This is a genomic window from Corynebacterium sp. MSK158, assembly GCF_030229085.1.
GTDB lineage: Bacteria > Actinomycetota > Actinomycetes > Mycobacteriales > Mycobacteriaceae > Corynebacterium.
The window spans coordinates 1-16,675 of record NZ_JASPHJ010000014.1; the positions used below are offsets into that span (position 1 = coordinate 1).

Annotated in this window: 13 protein-coding genes; 2 read left to right on the forward strand and 11 right to left on the reverse strand. The window is 57.7% G+C overall.

Translation table 11 applies throughout. The annotated features are described in order from the left end of the window. Positions 1-178 precede the first annotated feature (178 nt). The 6 genes from QP915_RS09975 to QP915_RS10000 form a co-directional block, all read right to left on the reverse strand. Positions 179-478 (reverse strand): DDE-type integrase/transposase/recombinase, encoded by a 300-nt coding sequence (locus QP915_RS09975; protein WP_350309428.1) that lies wholly within the window; start codon positions 476-478, stop codon positions 179-181. Between the two features lie 1,964 nt (positions 479-2,442). Next, a complete protein-coding gene (locus QP915_RS09980) occupies positions 2,443-3,456 on the reverse strand; it encodes an alpha/beta hydrolase (RefSeq protein ID WP_284769229.1) in 1,014 nt (337 codons plus the stop codon). A 136-nt stretch (positions 3,457-3,592) separates the two neighbouring features. Next, positions 3,593-5,287: an arabinofuranosyltransferase AftB family protein gene (locus QP915_RS09985; protein WP_284769230.1), complete on the reverse strand. Its 1,695-nt coding sequence runs from the start codon at positions 5,285-5,287 to the stop codon at positions 3,593-3,595. Between the two features lie 53 nt (positions 5,288-5,340). Then, the gene (locus QP915_RS09990) at positions 5,341-6,321 is read right to left on the reverse strand and encodes a decaprenyl-phosphate phosphoribosyltransferase (RefSeq protein WP_284769231.1); all 981 of its coding nucleotides are present in this window, start codon (positions 6,319-6,321) and stop codon (positions 5,341-5,343) included. Next, positions 6,314-6,829, reverse strand: a complete 516-nt coding sequence (locus tag QP915_RS09995; RefSeq protein WP_284769232.1) for a phosphatase PAP2 family protein — start codon at positions 6,827-6,829, stop codon at positions 6,314-6,316. The genes QP915_RS09990 and QP915_RS09995 overlap by 8 nt, the downstream gene beginning before the upstream one ends. Then, entirely contained in the window at positions 6,819-8,771 is a 1,953-nt protein-coding gene (locus QP915_RS10000) for a glycosyltransferase (RefSeq protein WP_284769233.1), read from the reverse strand. Before QP915_RS10000 ends, QP915_RS09995 begins: the two co-directional genes overlap by 11 nt. A gap of 106 nt (positions 8,772-8,877) precedes the next feature. Between QP915_RS10000 and QP915_RS10005 the strand changes: the two genes are divergently transcribed. Then, positions 8,878-10,140, forward strand: a complete 1,263-nt coding sequence (locus QP915_RS10005; RefSeq protein ID WP_284769234.1) for a TPM domain-containing protein — start codon at positions 8,878-8,880, stop codon at positions 10,138-10,140. Here QP915_RS10005 and QP915_RS10010 read toward each other — a convergent pair. The 3 genes from QP915_RS10010 to glf all read right to left on the reverse strand — a co-directional run bounded on the left by QP915_RS10010 (position 10,137) and on the right by glf (position 12,225). After that, on the reverse strand, positions 10,137-10,724 hold the full coding sequence (locus tag QP915_RS10010; RefSeq protein ID WP_284769235.1) for a three-helix bundle dimerization domain-containing protein: 588 nt from the start codon (positions 10,722-10,724) through the stop codon (positions 10,137-10,139). The two genes, QP915_RS10005 and QP915_RS10010, sit on opposite strands and share 4 nt — an antisense overlap. A gap of 81 nt (positions 10,725-10,805) precedes the next feature. Continuing rightward, the gene (locus QP915_RS10015) at positions 10,806-10,988 is read right to left on the reverse strand and encodes a DEAD/DEAH box helicase (RefSeq protein WP_239278600.1); all 183 of its coding nucleotides are present in this window, start codon (positions 10,986-10,988) and stop codon (positions 10,806-10,808) included. 40 nt (positions 10,989-11,028) lie between these two features. After that, entirely contained in the window at positions 11,029-12,225 is a 1,197-nt protein-coding gene (glf, locus tag QP915_RS10020; protein ID WP_284769236.1) for a UDP-galactopyranose mutase, read from the reverse strand. Between the two features lie 146 nt (positions 12,226-12,371). On the opposite strand from glf, the gene QP915_RS10025 reads away from it, so the two are divergent. Continuing rightward, a complete protein-coding gene (locus tag QP915_RS10025) occupies positions 12,372-14,270 on the forward strand; it encodes an N-acetylmuramoyl-L-alanine amidase (RefSeq protein WP_284769237.1) in 1,899 nt (632 codons plus the stop codon). Here QP915_RS10025 and QP915_RS10030 read toward each other — a convergent pair. Both QP915_RS10030 and glpK read right to left on the reverse strand, forming a co-directional pair. Beyond that, on the reverse strand, positions 14,267-15,097 hold the full coding sequence (locus tag QP915_RS10030; protein WP_284769238.1) for an HAD family hydrolase: 831 nt from the start codon (positions 15,095-15,097) through the stop codon (positions 14,267-14,269). The two genes, QP915_RS10025 and QP915_RS10030, sit on opposite strands and share 4 nt — an antisense overlap. Before the next feature lie 22 nt (positions 15,098-15,119). Next, positions 15,120-16,667: a glycerol kinase GlpK gene (gene glpK / locus QP915_RS10035; RefSeq protein ID WP_284769239.1), complete on the reverse strand. Its 1,548-nt coding sequence runs from the start codon at positions 16,665-16,667 to the stop codon at positions 15,120-15,122. Positions 16,668-16,675 lie beyond the last annotated feature (8 nt).

Sequence of the window (16,675 nt, forward strand, 5' to 3'; positions counted from 1 at the left end):
TTTCTATAATTACTTGCGGCGGGATCTGCTTCCAAAATACGGTTTCCATTTCGACTGGGGTTCGGTATCCCAAGCTCTGGTCAAGCCCCATCTCGTTCCACCACGACACCCATTTAAGCGTCGCGATCTCTACCTCAACAACGTCATTTCACCTTCGAGTATGGATTAGATCGCTCTTTTAGGAATCATTAACCTTTTCGACCAGGGCATTGTCATAGGAGTCGCCAACAGTCCCAGTAGAAGCGGCAATCCCGTGCTGGGCAAGACGTTCGTTGTAGACGACGCTGACGTACTGCGAGCCGTGATCCGAATGGTCAATGAGACCTGTTGTTTCCTCATCACACACGATCGCCTGGTTGAGAGCTTGCAGCGGCAACGCTTGGGTGCGCATCGAGTCTGATAGCGCCCACCCAACGATCCGTCGGGAGTAAATGTCGTACAAACGCGGCATCCACAAAGCTTTTCTTCGTGCGCACATACGCAATGTCAGCCACCCACAGCTTGTACGGGCCCTGGGCTTTGAACTCACGCCCCACCAAATACGAGCGTAAATCCGGCCATTGAGGTGTTCGAGTAGTTATGGGAAAGCGACCATCACCCTTGCCAGAAACGCTGGCAAGAGGCATCAGCCGCACGGTTCATTCACGGCCGATATCGCTTTCACCGCGGTGGAGAGCACGCCACATATTCCGCAGACCTTTAACACCCCAATTACCACAAGGAATAACATTAAAGCATTCAACCTACACATCATTACGAAGACGACGAGCACTTAATCTGCGGGCTTCGGAGTGGTGATACCCACGCTAGGTAACGAACTCATTAGATCGGCTCGCCTTCGACGTCGTACAGATGAACTCAATGCAGGAGCTACTCTTGTATCCACCGATGAACCGGTTCAGTTGCGACGTTTTGGGTCGAGTTGCGTCGCTAAGAAGCTGAGGTTACCTTTAAAATTTCAATGGTGCCGCGTAGCTGCTCATTTTCACGGCTTAGCCTCGCCCTTTCGGCGACCAAAAACTAGGCACGGGTCTTGGAATGTTTCCCGCGCGACGGGCCAGCCAAAGTCCATTAACGAGCCTGCGCCTTAGTCCCCCCACGCTCTGGGTCTACTACCCAGCGGGCAGCTTGCATCCACAATTATTCTGCCAAGACTCGGTTCTCTACAAGACCGACCACACGATTCGTCGCATTCTAGTCAAATTTTCTTGGCATGTTCTGGACTTTCCCCGTCCACTCAAACGTAGCAGAACCTGGGATTCGTCAAAATGCGAAAGCCCTCGGCGCCTTCTGCGGCGATTCGCGGAGTACCATAAACCTCAACAACGACTTTCTAGATGTGTTGAACCTTGAGGTCAACTCATCGTCAAAATCTCTCTGGCAATCCTTGCCAGAGAGGCCTTTTTGCTGCGTGTGCCGATTACAATATCTCGGCCAAAACACCTTCAATAAGCGCGCCATACGTTCGATGAGTTGCGTCCGCTAGCTTGAATTTCTCACGATCGTCTAATCGAGAGTTTTAAGGAAGCCACTCTATTTGATGAGAACAAAGCCGCCCCGCCTACGAGCTACACTTCGAACCAACTGTAGCTGTATGAGTGTCCGCAAAGGGCTAGGCTCGAAATAGTTAAGCGGAGGGTTTGAATAGGTCAACGACGCTCTATGTCTGCGACAATGACGTCGGCTTTGATACACGTTGTATGGACAATACAGCGGGGCGACCGCTACTGCGCCCAATGTGGCTGCCACAATGAGAATTCAACGGTGCGTCGGTATTTTCATTTTCCATGGAATTAGCAGCATCTCAAACTTTATAAATCCAATGAAAGCCCGATATCCACGGGATATGCACTCCGAACCTTCCTCAAGCGGTCTAGCAACCAACTAGCCTCATTAATTAGTTAAAGTAATAAACTTTCGATCTGATTTGCTCAAGCTAGAAGTCTCACGGGTGCATCCGCAAGTGCATTCCATCCACTCTGCAAAAGTACACTTTGCCCGAAAATGGCCCACCCAAATAGTTTTTCACCAAAGTCCAGTAAAAACACCGCAGCCAATATGAGATCACTTATGATATCTTTATCATTTTACGATTTAACCAGAGCGACATGACCCAACCCGTAAAATTTCCATTCAAATATTAAAGCTATCGAGCCAGGCGGCTCGATAGTCTTAGAAAATATCTTGAGCTCAAATAGGCTCTGGCAGAGATCACAGCCAGCAACTTATCGTCTCGAGCAATATATCCATCATTGGAACATATATTGGGTAGTAGGCTTGAACCTTTTGTCATTCGGGTCAAGTTCTCAAGAAATTGCAGAGATCATGCCAGCTCAATATTACGTGGCCGAGTTTAGGTTGTAGACTGCACCTAAAATTTCCACGCATTAACCCACATTGGCTTTGCCTCAGTCTATCAATTCAGTTAGCTGAATAGTTGCACTACCACGCGTTCATTACATTCAAGACCTGTGGCTTAGAGCGATTGAGCTGATAGCCGAACTGCTCCCAGTTATGCAACCCTTGGGCTGGATAACTTACAGTCGGGTTTAAGCCCTGTAGTCGAGCTGCACCTTCCCACACGTGAGTGGTTATATTAGATCCGACCTCCAAAGCCGCGCCAGCAGCTTGATGCTCCGGCAAATAGTGACTGTCGCCAGGCCCCGGAATACCAGAGGCTGATGAAATATATAGATTGGTGTTTCGCAACTGCGGAATTAACAACAGTGGGTCGTTTTGGAAACGCTTCGGATTAAATAGCGATCCGTACATTGCATTGATATTAAAGCCGCCTGCATCCAACATGGCTAGACGCATGAATGTCTGTGCACCGGGGACAGTTGTAGTCAAGAAGCCAGAGAAGGACAGCGCCTGACGAAATTGATTAGGATGCTTCGCTGCGAGAGTTAGCGCAGCACCAGCCCCCATCGACAAACCTGCAATAGAGTTATTATTACGTGCCACGCCGAAGTTGCGCTCCAAATAGCCTGGTAATTCACTGGTTAGGAAAGTTTCCCATTTATAATTAACAGGATTTGACAGGTCGTAGGTCGCAGGTCCCTGCCAGTCCGCGTAGAAAGAGGCGGCTCCGCCAACTGGCATCGCAAGTGTGATGTTGTGTGGTTCATAGGTCTTCGCCGCATTAACATCGTTTACCCACGCATTTGTATGATTAGTTGCGCGCAGACCATCAAGCAGATAGAGTGCCGCATTTCCACCCCGCTTCGCCGGCTGTATCTGTACGGGAATATTACGACCCATCGCTTGCGACCAAACGTCGCAACGCTGAACCCACCAGGCGACCTTGTCCCACTCACATGTACCAGTGGCGTCACGGCGCAGCCAGTCGCGGTTGGCTGCCTCTGCTGGCTGGGAACCCGCCACGACAGCTAGACCCAAAGCTACGGCAACTGCCATGATGGCTGAAAGGACGCGACCCTTAATGGAAGCAGTCATCTTTCTCCTTCAAACTACTCGGTGATTGTCACTAAGTTCTATCGTCCGGAACCTGTATACCGTTAACGTCACGGATCGATAACAATGTCACAGAATAGTGTATCCTAGGTTCCCCTAGAGCCTGCATTTGAATGGATTAATGCAGGTAGTCAGAGGGATTAGAAGAAAAAGTGAGGGTCCGGCCGTCGGTCAGGGAAAATTTAATATTTTTCCAGAAACGGTCCCAAGTTAAGGGTTCCCTGTATGTGGCGAAGAGTTTCTGAAAATCGGCGTCGGCAAGCGCAGCTCGAGCCTTGGCCGCCTCGTGCTTATTAATCCACGGCGGAGTCTCATCGATATCGACCGCGGAATCTGCCACCTGCCACGATATTTCCAGGCTCTTGTCGTGCCCAATGCGTCCTCCCACGATGCGCGGCTGGCGCGCGGCCAAGGGGTTGCTGAGGCCAATATTGTCCAGCACGCGAATATCCAGCGGCGCATTCATGGAAGACAGGCCCAAATTGAGCAAGTAAACGGTCGGCGGATCGGTGCGCGAAGCGTCTGCAGGCGTGGCCATCCACGAGAACTGATCTTCGCCCTTGAGATAGCGGAAGGTCATGGCGTCGCCGGCTTCTAGCTCATCGATGCCCTCCTGGTAGTCCTCCATGAACTTGGCGCCAAGGAACTCTTCGGCGCGCATGGGAGGATCCTGGCGCTGGGTAGCGTAGGTCCAAAAATCACGTTCGTCCACAATGGAGATCTCATCCGCATAGATGCTGCGATCCACCGGATGGCCGCGTAGAACGATAACCAGCGCCCACACCGCGCAGAGAACGGAGACGAGCCACATGCGTACGCTAACGGCAAAAATCGGAAGCAGAAACGCAAAAAGTGGCAGCAGTAACATGCGGCCGTGCATAAAGTCTCCACCCACGCGCAGGACATACAGCGTGTGAATGAGGGCCGAACCCACAAAGAGATATACCGCTGTGGTGGTAGAGCGCACTGCAGTAGGCCGCAGGTTCACTTTCCATAGGCCTGCAAAAACAAGCACCGCGAGCGGCAGGAAGAGCCAATACGGGCCGACGAAATCTGCCAGGTAGGTAAAGCCCTTGTCCCATTCGGAACCAGCTGCAGACTTGGCGACGGCCGTGTGCGGGGTCAGCAGCCCGTAGTAACCCATGCGGAAAATCTCATAGGCCAACGGCAGCGGTACCGCGGCGGCAAGAATCTTCCACGAGCGATGGGATACCAGCAGCAATACACCTATCAGCCCGCCGTACAGGGCGAGCTCTGGGCGCACCAGCCAAGACAATCCGGCCCAAAAGGCAAGCCAGTAGGCATCGGTATTACTACTGGAGTGACGAGCGGGCCGCGACCAACGCAGCAACAGCGACCAGAGCACAGCTAGATAGAAAATGCAGAGGCCCCACTCCAGTCCCGAGGTGAAGAAGTCCCTGGCCGGGGGAAGGGCCAGATACACCAGCGCACCGGCCGGAAGAACAGCGCCAGAGCGCATGCTTGCCGACGCCCCCGTACCGACCACCATTGCCACTACCGCCAGGATGAGCCCCAAGTAAATGGCGATGCCTTCCAGGTTTGCGTGGGTCGCCCAGCGCACCAGGAAAATGAGGTACTGCCATAGCGTGGAGGTATTAGCCTCGACGCGTTCGCCCATATTGAACACGGGTCCATTTCCGGCTTCGAGGTTTCGCACGGTGCGCAGGACGATGAGGCCATCATCGGAAATCCAGCGGCGCGCGAAGCCGCCCCAAAAAGACAAAACACCGATCACAAGAACGACCGCTGGAGTACTCCAGCGGGCGATACTCTTGTGATCGATGTTAAGCACGGGGAGAAAGTTTATCAGTCCCGCGGAAAATTTCTATATCAATTCACCTGTGTCTAGAACAACGGCATAATATAAACCGCCATGGCAATGCAGGAGAGCCAGGCCAAGGCGAGAACCTGTAAGGTGCGGTCCTCCAGTGCAATCTCGTCCGGTGCACCACCCTGGCCGCGGTCCACATCGGCCGCGTAGCGGAGGATGGCGATGGTAAACGGCACCATGGAAATCTGGTACCACACGCCACCGGTCTGGGCGTCATTTGCGAGTTCGAAGCCCCACAGGGTGTAGCAGATGACCACAGCGGTGGCGGCTAGGGTCCACACGAAGCGCAGGTAGGTGGGCGTATACCCCTCGAGAGACTTGCGGATTTTCGCGCCGGTCTGTTCTACCAACAGGATCTCCGAGTAGCGCTTGCCGGAGGCCATAAACAGCGAACCGAAGGCCGCCACCAGCAAGAACCACTGGGACAGCTCGATGCCTGCGGCTACGCCACCGGCCATAGTGCGCAGCATGAAACCGGAGGACACCAGCGCAATATCGATCACCGGCATATGCTTCCAGCCAAAGCAATAGCCCAACTGCAACGCGATATAAATCGCCATCACGATAGCCAGCTGCGGGCCGGCGGTGGCAAGGAAAGACAGGCCAATGGACAGGCCGATGAGCACCACAGCCATGACATAGGCGAGCTTAATCGGCAGCACGCCCGAGGCAATCGGGCGGAAGCGCTTGGTCGGATGCTCTTGGTCCTCGCGCCAGTCCTTCGCATCGTTAATCAGGTAGATGGAGGAAGCGCCGAGGCAAAAGACGACGAAGGCCAAGAGGACGTCGAGAAGCACGCGGCCATGGAACAGCGCATCGGCGCCGGCCGCGGCGGGGGCGGCCAGCACCAGGACGTTTTTGACCCACTGCTTGGGGCGCAGGGCCTTAATCATGCCATCGACAAGATTCTTCGGCGGCTTGCGCTTGCGGCCGGTATCTACGCCAGAGGTGTGCGGTTCCGAATGGAAAAAGTGCTGGTTTCCATCATCACTCATGCTTCATTCCTTTCATCACGACCTCCGCGGTAGCAGCGCCGATGGCCGCACCCACGGCCGTATCTGTTGGGTAGTGCACTCCGAGCACCATACGCGATGCCATCATTACCGGCACGCCGAAAAGGGGCGCCTTGCGGCCGGTCAGGCGGCTTACCGCCACCAGGAATGCGGTGGTCGAAGTCGCGTGCGAGCTGGGGAAAGACAACTTGGAGGGGGTCTTTACCCCCACGCGCACGTACGGATAATCCGGGCGCTTGCGGCGCACGATGCGCTTGAGCACCACGCTGGCGGCGTGCGCGAGGAAGGCGGCGGCTCCAACACGGATCCAGACTTCGCGGCGGCGCTTGTCGATGCCCGCCCCTACCGCAGCGCTGCCCATCCAGCCCAAGGCATGCTCGCCCCAGTGGCTAAGCCCGCGGGCGGTGGGCAGCACGCCGGGCACGTCGAAGGCTGCACCCTGGATGGATTCGAGGACGCGCGATTCTGCTACGGAAAGCTTATTGGGCATCGAAGACCTTCTTCCAGGACTCGCGCGAAGTCAGCTCCGGCTGTGCCGCGCGGTATTCGGCGCGCAGGTCGTCGAAGTTCTCCTCGATTTCCTTCAGCAGTTCGCGGGTCTGGGTCACGAGGTCCTTGGCCAGATCGCGATCCCGCTTGCGGAAGGCCACGCCGGTGCCACCCGCGGTGGACACAGTGGCCGAATCTACGCGGGACAAGGTGAACCAGCGGGCCTCGTCCGGGGTGAGGTTGAGCTGCGGCGCCTCATGGTGCGCAGCGTCTTCCTTGCTGACGAGGTGCTTGAGGCCCTTGATGGCCCACGGGATCTTCTTAATCTTGGCCAGACGGCCGCCGATATTGCGGGTGGGCACGCTCGGCGCGCCGGTGGGAGCCGGCAGCTCATCGGCGGATTCCAGGATGACGGCATCGGAATAGTTCTTGCGGATCTGTGCGATGCGCGGCAGCGAAGACTCCAGGATGTCGAAGAGATGGTCCGGCCCGGCCAGGAAGTCCCGCATGGCCTCAATTTGGATGGCCATGGTGGAGTATTCCATGCACATGGTGTGCTTGAGGGTGGACTTAAAGATGGACTTGGTAATGCCCTTGGCCGGTCCCTCGTGGTACATCGCGGCAACGATGAGGCGGTTGCGCAGGTGGAAGTAGGCCTGCCAGTCAATGGCATCGTCCTTGTCGGCCCAGGCCATGTGCCAGATAGCGGCGCCCGGCCAGGTCACCGTGGGGAATCCGTTGCGCGCAGCGCGCAGGGAGTACTCGGTATCGTCCCACTTGATAAACAGCGGCAGCGGCTGGCCGTTGGTTTCTGCCACGATGCGCGGGAAGAGACACATCCACCAGCCGTTGTACTCCACGTCAACGCGGCGGTGCAGCGCGCGGGAATCATACTTCTTCGGATCCAGGTGGGTTTCGCGGGTACCGATGGCGCGCAGCGGGTACTTGGCAAAGTCGTGGTCGTAAACGGCGTGCGGCGCCGCGCCCCACATGAAATCGGCACGGTTAACCTGCTCGCCGGTAGTGCGCAGCTGGGAGCGCTCCTGTAGGTTGAGCATCTGGCCGCCGACGATAATGGGCTTGGCCGCGTAGCGGGCCGCTTGTACCGCGCGCAGCACGGAGTCCGGTTCGATGGCGATGTCATCGTCCATGTACAGGATGAAGGGCGAATCGGTATTTTCCAGCGCCTCGTACATGATGCGGGAGTAGCCGCCGGAGCCGCCCAGGTTGCCCTGACGGAATTCGCGGAAACGCTCGCCAAAGTGGGCCACCGCCTCGTCGTAACCCGGCTCATCGGCCGGGTGCTGGTTGCCTTGGTCCGGCATGAGGACGAAGTCGATACTCTCGTCTACTACTGGGTCCTCGGCCAGTGCCTTGAGCGCTGCCACGGCATCGGTCGGGCGGTTAAAGGTGGGGATGCCAACCGCCACGCGCTTGTCCTGCGCTGGTTGCTCGGTGCCGTCCGGCAGCAGCTGTGGGCCGGGGGCGTGGGGGGAGCACCAGGCGGCGTCGGCAAGCGTGGTTTCCTGCTCGGCGGTGATATCGAACCACAGCCAGCCGCCGTCCTCGAAGTTTTTAAGCGGCAGCTCAAACTCGTGGTGGCCGGTACCTACCAGGTGGTTGGACACGGAAATGCGCTGGCCATCCTGCTTGGAGCGGTAGAGGGAAATATTTGCCTGGCCCTCAATGTCTAGGCTGAGGATTACGGAACGCAGCTGGGACCAGCGGCGCCAGTAGGAGGCTGGGAAGGCGTTGAAGTAGGTTTCAAAAGATGCTTCCTCGCCGGCAGGGATGGTTACGGACGTGCGGTCAAACCAGCTAAGGCGTTCACGGTTTTGCTCGGCCTCGATGAGGTAGAGCATCCGCACATCAAAGGGCTCGCCGCGCTTAGGCAGCAGGATGCGCTGCAGGGGCTCATGGGCCTGGGTGTTGTTGGCAGTCACGATAGCTTCGATTCTCCAAACGGTATAAACAGTAGTCAGCGATTTAGCGTAGTTGCTTTTGCATAAGTACTACGGTTTACACGCGGAGCCCGTATGATGGAACATCATGAGATGGGTTCCTTGCGCGGCAGCAGTAGGTCTTCTCACTGTAGCCAGCGCGCCCGCCGCTATCGCAGAGGAAAAGCCCGCGGTGGAGTTTCTGGACAACGCCCAAATCCTCAGCAATTCGGACGAAGACGCCATCAAATCGCAAGCACAGTCCATGCATTTGCCGGATTCCGTGCACGAGGTTCTCTACGCTACGTATCCGAATTCAGGCGAGGATTTTTCCCGGACTCTATTCCATGACTTGGAACGCGAGCATCCGCATTTCATCAATGGAAGTGGGCTACAGAAAAATGTGCTCGCCATCGCGGTAGGTTTTGAGCCCAATAGTATGGCCGTGCACTGTGGCACAGAGGTGTGCCAGGACATCAAAATTTATGACGAGGGCCGCGTAGACGGCATTTTGGACCAAATGCGGCCGGCGCTGGCGGACGGTGACTATACCGTCGGCATGATCCTGGCAACGCGCGCCGCCGCGGATACCACCGTGCGTCGGCAAGATACGCAGGATGCGCCCACGTGGTCCGTGTTCATCGCAGCCACTGTGATGCTCGTGGTTCTGGGCGCGGTTGGCCTCATTACTTACTTGTTCATCCGCCGCGCCCGAGTGCGTAAGCGCTTCGATTATATTAAGGGCGCTCGCGACGGGGCTGAGGAACTCATCAAGCGCACGGAGGCACGGATTGACGCCCTGCATTCCCCCTTGGCGGGCGACTATCTGAAGGTACAGTGGCGCTCTCTGGTCAATCAGTACACTGATGCGCGGCCGACGCTCAAGGCGCTGGAGAACATCCAGGACTATTCCCTGCACGCTGCTTCCATCAAGGAGGCCTACAAAGCGCTCAAGCAAATCAATACGGCCGCAGCACAGATAGATTCCCTGGAAAATTTCTGCGCCGGCGATACCGCGGGGCGCGCAGGCGAGGTGCAATGGCTGCTTGGTGACGCCCAAGCGGCGCTCTCCCGCCAGCCCGACAACGCCAGCTTGCGCCAGATAACGCAGCGCATTAATGACCTGTCCCAGGATCTGTCGCGGGAAGACTTCGACTCCGCCTTCGCTCGAGTCCTCAAGGACTACCACCCCATGGTGGGCGCGCTGCCAGAAAGGCTATATCCGCAGCGCGACCGCAAAACTCCCCCGCTTCTGGGGACGCCGGAATGGCGCCCCGGCATGGGCACTCACTACATGCCCTATAGGTTTGCGGGCTTCTGGGTGGCTAATAATAACGTCTCCTCCCAGCTGCCCAACCCGTATCGCTTCTAGGCGTTGACCGGCTCGGTTACCGGATCAATGCCCAGCTTGTTAAGCATGTAGAGCACGCGGGCTTCGAGGTCATCAGCCAATTCACGTGCCTGCTCCACGGTATCCGCAGCAGGAATATCCCAAATCTTGATGTCCTTGCCCGCCTCATCGCGCTCGATCTCGCGGCCCAAGAACACGATGTAATCCGGCATCGCTACCGTGCGCACCTCATCGAGGTATTTATTCGGGGCCTCACCCATGCCGCGCTCGTTCATGACGTGGGCAAGGTGGCCTTCCGCTTCGTTTTCTGGGTGAGCAACGGCGGTATCTACAAAGAGGGCGTCGCCGGCGTGCTTGCGGGTTAGTTCCGCTGCGGCTTGAGCCAGCGCATTATTGGTACCGGCAGCAAAGCGAACGTGCAGGCGGTGAGCACCGAAGTAGTCGCGCACCTCACGCTCCACCAAAAGCGGCACGAATTCATCGAGCTCCGCCTTCTTGGTGTGCTTGGCAATAACCTCATCGAGCTTGGCATCGATTTCCGCGGCCGTGTACTCGTGGCCGTAGTTCTCGTGCAGATCCTGGCGCAGGGTTTCAAACTGGTTCATTGTTAACCCCTTTCTCGGATTATTGTCCCGTTTGATATTTGTTAACCTATAGTTAACTTTAACAGTTAACGTTGGGTTAAGTCAAACGGTTGGGAATAACCCAATAGTTTCTGCACCAAAAAGCGGAAAGGCCCGCCGGGAGTTCCGGCAGGCCTTCTTGGACTGTTCCTTCTTTTTATCGGGAATGCGCGATGCGCGGCTACGCAATTTCAGGTGCTCCTGCAGCCGCTCCGGCGACATTTTCCACATGCGGCGGTCAGCCATGCCGTCACCTCCTTTCCTCAGAGGTGATTAAGCATAGCTCTTAGTGGCCACGCTCCTGCTCAATGGCCTTGCCCTCGTTCCAGAAGGGCGCGAGCTTATTATCAAACATAGACAGCGCCGAACCGATAGCCATGTGCATATCCAGGTACTGGTAGGTGCCCAGGCGGCCGCCGAAGAGAACCTTATTATCCTTCGACTCCTGGGCTGCGAGCTTACGGTAGGCCTCCAGCTTGGTGCGGTCCTCTGGAGTATTGATTGGGTAGTACGGCTCCTCGCCCTTATCGGCAAAGCGCGAATACTCCTTCATGATGACCGTCTTATCCTTCGGGTACTTATCCTTGCGCTCCGGGTGGAAGTGACGGAACTCATGGATGCGGGTGTAGTCCACGTCCGCATCGTTGTAGTTCATCACCGGGGTGCCCTGGAAGTCGCCGGTATCCAGCACCTCCAAGTCAAAGTCGAGGGTGCGCCAACCCAGCTCGCCCTCGGCAAAATCAAAGTAGCGATCCAGTGGGCCGGTGTAGACCACGGGCGCATCTGGGGACTCGGCGCGCAGCTCTTCGCGCACTTCAAACCAGTCGGTATCGAGGCGGACCTCAATATTGTCGTGGTCGGCCATGTTTTCTAGCCATGCCGCATAGCCGTCTACAGGCAGGCCCTCATAGGTGTCATTGAAGTAGCGATTGTTGAAGGTGTAGCGCACCGGCAGGCGAGTGATATTCGCGGCCGGCAGCTCCTTCGGGTCGGTCTGCCACTGCTTTGCGGTGTAATCGCGGATGAAGGCCTCATACAACGGACGGCCAATGAGGGAGATGGCCTTTTCCTCCAGGTTTTGCGCTTCTTCCGGGGAGAACTCACCGGCTTGGTCCTTGATGAGCTGGCGCGCTTCATCAGGTGAGTAGTACCGGCCGAAGAACTGGTTGATAAGACCCAGGCCCATCGGGAATTGGTAGGCGGTGCCATCGTGCATGGCAAACACGCGGTGCTGGTAGTCAGTGAAATCGGTGAACTTATTGCAGTAATCCCACACGCGCTTATTAGAGGTGTGGAAGAGGTGCGCGCCGTACTTGTGCACCTCGATTCCGGTGGTGGGTTCGGCCTCGGAGTAGGCATTGCCGCCGAGGTGATTGCGGCGCTCCACAATGAGCACCTTCTTATCCAGCTGGCTAGCGGCGCGCTCGGCAACCGTTAGGCCAAAAAATCCAGAGCCAACAACGATGAGGTCATAAGAAGTCATGGCCTCCACTTTATTGCACTACGGCAGCTGACACGGCACATCGGCGTGTCGCAACAGATTTCACAGAAGTCACAAACGTACCATCACTATCAACTCTTAACTTTTGGCAACCGTTTTTACAGCTGCACAACCCTAGGGAGATAACAGTGCAACAACGACGTCGACTAGTACCCACCAGGTCAAAGTGGTCCACCCCCGTCATCGCGGCGGTCACCTCCATCGCGCTCGCCGTAACGGCCGCATTCGGCGGACAGCAAGTTCTCAAGACCCAAGACTCCGGCAACGGCGGTCCCATTGAGGTAAAAAATTCCTCCTCTAGCTTCAGTGACGGCGAATCCATCGTCGTCGATGACCCAGCCGTAGCCGCTCAGGGCGACGGCGAAAGCCGCCGCGCGGTCAAGCAGTTCCACCGCGACGAAACCTTTAACATGTTCGCCGTCACCTGGGAAGGCAAGCGAGATATCAACTCCTTCGTCCGCTCCAAGCAACAGGACGGTTCCTGGAGCGAGTGGCTGCCCATGGATGCAATGAATTACACCGAGGGCAAGAACGGCACCGAACTCATCTTCGTGGGCGATACCAACGATGTGCAGGTTTCTATGGCCAACGTTGACCTCGTGACCGGTTCCAACCTCGACAAGAAGGAAGACTCCCTCCTAGACAAGGCCGCCAAGGGCGCTGATGCCAACCGCCCCGCGCCGCTTGCGTACAACGTCGGCGATATCTCCCCCGTGGCCGATGAGCGCACCCAGGTTGCGGATCTCGACGCCGTGTTTATCGACGGCAACGCCCAGGAAGGCGAAGCCATCGAGCCCACCGCAGAAACCGCGGGCATGCCCAAGGTGGTCACCCGCGCCGGATGGGGCGCAGACGAATCTAAGCGCTGCCAGCAGCCCACCTACGATGATGGCTTGAAAGCCATGACCCTGCACCACACCGCGGGTACGAATAACTACACCCGCGCACAGGCAGCGGCACAGGTACGCGGTGCCTACGACTACCATGCGCAGACCCTGGGTTGGTGCGATATCGGATATAACGTCCTCGTGGATAAGTTCGGCACCATCTACGAAGGCCGCTACGGCGGTCTGGACAAGGCCGTACAGGGCGCCCACGTGGGTGGCTTCAACTCCAATAACTGGGGCATTTCCATGATTGGCAACTACGAGACAGCAGAGCCGTCTCGTGAGATGCTCAACTCCGTCGCCGAGATTGCTGGCTGGAAGGCCGCTATTTCTGGCATCGATCCAATGGGCAAGACCAGCCTGTACTCCGGCGGATTCAACGGCTCCAAGTTCCCTGCAGGAACCATGGCCACCGTGCCGGCGTTCGCGGGCCATAATGATTTCCACTACACGGCCTGCCCTGGTCAGTACACCACGCGCCACTGGGACGAGATTCGAAAGAATACCAAGCGCAAGGCGGATGCCATCAAGTCCGGCAAGAACAGCACGGACCTGAACTGGCAAGAGTCTCCACAGCCAAATACCCCCAAGACCCCGCAGCAGGCGGGCGAGGAAATCATGTCCTCGCTGGGCGACGTCGAGGTCCCGGTCTCCACAATTACCGCCCTTGCCGGCATCGCCGCCGCAGTCTTCGGCGTGCTCATCGCCAATGACCGCCTGCAGAAGCCTGATACCGATCAGAAGGTGGCGGGCAACTTGACCACCGGGGATATCCCGGAGATTGTCAACAAGGTTGTCCAAGTCTCCAACAACGAAGGCCTGAAGGAATCCTGGACCTCCGTCCTCAACGCTTTCGGCCCTGTCCTAGGCTTGGCAGTCGGCGGCCCGGATACTACCGACGGCGGCAAGATCCTCTACCAACTCTTCCAGAATGGCGTGGTGCTCTCCTCCAAGGAGTCCGGCACCAAGGCCCTGACGGGTGAGATTGCTAAGAAGTGGTCCGAGGGCGATAATGCCTCCAAGCTCGGCCTGCCGACCTCCAACGAGGAAAAGAATGGCAAGGAAATCCGCGTGAAGTTCCAGGGCGGCGAGATTGTCTACAACACCGAAACGGAAAAGGTAGACATCTTTACCGACTAGAACCAGCGCTCTAGCACCTTAGCGACGCCCGCCTGGTGGTTAGCCACGGTGACCGCATCCGCGGCAGCCTTAACCTCCGGGTGGGCGTTTTCCATGGCCACGCCACAGCCGGCCCACGTCAGCATCTCTATATCGTTGGGCATATCCCCAAAGGCAATAGTCTCTTGCTGGGCGACGCCGGTGTGCTCCGCCAGCCATTCCACCCCGCGGCGCTTAGTCACATTGGGCGCGGCAACCTCCAAGATTCCTTCCTGCATGGAATAGGTCAGGTGCGCGAGCTCCGGATCGATGTGCGGCGCGATGAGCTCATAGAGCTCTGGGGCGGAGTAGTCCGTGTTGCGGATGAGGAACTTCACCGCCGGCTGCCCCACTAGCTCGCCCATGCTGACCACGCCAAAGCCCTCAAACAGGGCGTTTTCGGAGTAGTGACGCTCGACTACGAAGAGGTCCTCGACGGCGTCGGCAAGCGAGCCCCCAGCCCGCTCCGCACCAAAGCCCACGGAGCCAAGTACGGTCTGGGCCACGTCCACCACTTCCGCCAACGCGGCAGGCGAAAGCTCATGGGCGGACATCACCCGATCCTCCGCGGAGTCATACAAGACAGCACCATTCGAGGTCACGCATACCGGCCGCACGGGCAGCTGCTCCAGCACCGGGGCAATCCAGCGGAACGGACGACCGGTAGAAAGCGCAAAATAGGCACCCTGTTGGACTGCCCGCGCCACGGCGTCACGGTTGCGACGCGGGACGCGGTGGTTGCGGTCCAGCAGGGTGCCGTCAATATCGCTCGCGATGAGGCGAGGCGCGCGGGCTGGGAAAATCTCCATACCCGCGAGTTTACGTCAGGACTTAGAAGTTCAGATCCTCGTCCTCGTTATCCTCCCACTCCAGGGAGCGCTTAATAGCGCGCTTCCAGTCGCGGTAGAGCCCTTCTACCTCTTCCTTGTCGCGCTTCGGCTTGAATACCTTCATGTCTCCGGCCTGGCTGCCCAAGACGCTGAGGTCATCCCAGAAGCCATGGTCCAGGCCTGCCGCGAAGGCAGCACCGGTGGCGGTGGTCTCGATATTCTTCGGGCGGTGTACTTCCACGCCGAGGATATCGGACTGGAACTGCATCAGCAGTTCATTCATGGTCATGCCACCATCCACGCGCAGCTCGGTAATCTCCACGCCGGAGTCCGCCACCATGGCGTCGGCAACATCGCGCGTCTGGTACGCGGTGGATTCGAGCACGGCGCGAGCCAAGTGTTTGCGGTTAGCAAAGCGGGTCAGGCCCACGATGACGCCACGGGCATCTGGGCGCCAGTACGGAGCGAAGAGTCCGGAGAAGGCCGGCACGATATAAACGCCGCCGTTATCCTTAACCTCGCGCGCGAGGTTTTCGATGGACGCAGCGTTGGGGATGATCTGCAGGTTATCGCGCAGCCACTGCACCAAGGAACCGCCCATGGATACAGAACCCTCGAGGGCATACACGGGGCGCTCGCCCTCGCGCTGGAAGCAGACGGTGGTCAGCAGGCCGTTCTCGGAGAACTTCGGGGTGGTACCCGTATTCAGCAGGAGGAACAGACCGGTTCCGTAGGTATTCTTTGCGGAACCTGCGCGGAAGCAACCCTGGCCGAACATCGCGGACTGCTGGTCACCCAGGATGGCGCGGATAGGCACGCCGGAAAGCGAGCCGCGCTCACGCACGGTACGGAAATCGCCCAGGGACGGGCGAATCTCCGGCAGCATGGACATCGGGATGCCCATTTCCTTACACAATTCCTCATCCCACTCCAGCTTTTCGATGTCCATAAGCAAGGTGCGGGAGGCGTTGGTGACGTCGGTGGCGTGCAGCGCTTCGCGGCCGGCATCGCCCTCGGCGCCGCCGGTGAGGTTCCACAGCAGCCAGCTATCGATGGTGCCGAAGAGCAGGTCGCCTGCCTCGGCACGCTCGCGGGCGCCTTCGACGTTATCGAGGATCCACTTTACCTTCGGTCCCGCCGGGTAGGAGTTGATGATGAGACCGGTGCGGCGGCGCCACTTCTCCGGTCCTTCCTCACCCGAGAGTTCCTTACAGATGGCGGTGGTACGGGTATCTTGCCAGACAATGGCGTTGTAGACCGGCTTACCAGTGTGCTTATCCCACACCACGGTGGTCTCACGCTGGTTGGTGATACCTACCGAGTCAATGTCTTCCACGGTGATATCGCCATTGGCAAGAGCCTCACCGACGGCGCGACGGGTATTGCTCCAGATTTCTTCTGGGTCGTGTTCTACCCAGCCCTTTTCCGGGAAGATCTGCTCGTGCTCGAGCTGGCCAACGGCAGCCTGCTCGCCGTTGTGGTCAAAGATGATGCAGCGCGTCGACGTGGTTCCCTGGTCGATAGCGGCGACGTATTTCTTGTTAGTCATGTGTCTAG

What these genes read in the sequence shown, in the direction of transcription:
- QP915_RS09975 (WP_350309428.1), bottom strand. Translation starts at nt 478, where the DNA reads ATGTGCGCACGAAGAAAAGCTTTGTGGATGCCGCGTTTGTACGACATT.
- QP915_RS09980 (WP_284769229.1), bottom strand. Translation starts at nt 3,456, where the DNA reads ATGACTGCTTCCATTAAGGGTCGCGTCCTTTCAGCCATCATGGCAGTT.
- QP915_RS09990 (WP_284769231.1), bottom strand. Translation starts at nt 6,321, where the DNA reads ATGAGTGATGATGGAAACCAGCACTTTTTCCATTCGGAACCGCACACC.
- QP915_RS09995 (WP_284769232.1), bottom strand. Translation starts at nt 6,829, where the DNA reads ATGCCCAATAAGCTTTCCGTAGCAGAATCGCGCGTCCTCGAATCCATC.
- QP915_RS10005 (WP_284769234.1), top strand. Translation starts at nt 8,878, where the DNA reads ATGAGATGGGTTCCTTGCGCGGCAGCAGTAGGTCTTCTCACTGTAGCC.
- QP915_RS10010 (WP_284769235.1), bottom strand. Translation starts at nt 10,724, where the DNA reads ATGAACCAGTTTGAAACCCTGCGCCAGGATCTGCACGAGAACTACGGC.
- QP915_RS10015 (WP_239278600.1), bottom strand. Translation starts at nt 10,988, where the DNA reads ATGGCTGACCGCCGCATGTGGAAAATGTCGCCGGAGCGGCTGCAGGAG.
- glf (WP_284769236.1), bottom strand. Translation starts at nt 12,225, where the DNA reads ATGACTTCTTATGACCTCATCGTTGTTGGCTCTGGATTTTTTGGCCTA.
- QP915_RS10030 (WP_284769238.1), bottom strand. Translation starts at nt 15,097, where the DNA reads ATGGAGATTTTCCCAGCCCGCGCGCCTCGCCTCATCGCGAGCGATATT.
- glpK (WP_284769239.1), bottom strand. Translation starts at nt 16,667, where the DNA reads ATGACTAACAAGAAATACGTCGCCGCTATCGACCAGGGAACCACGTCG.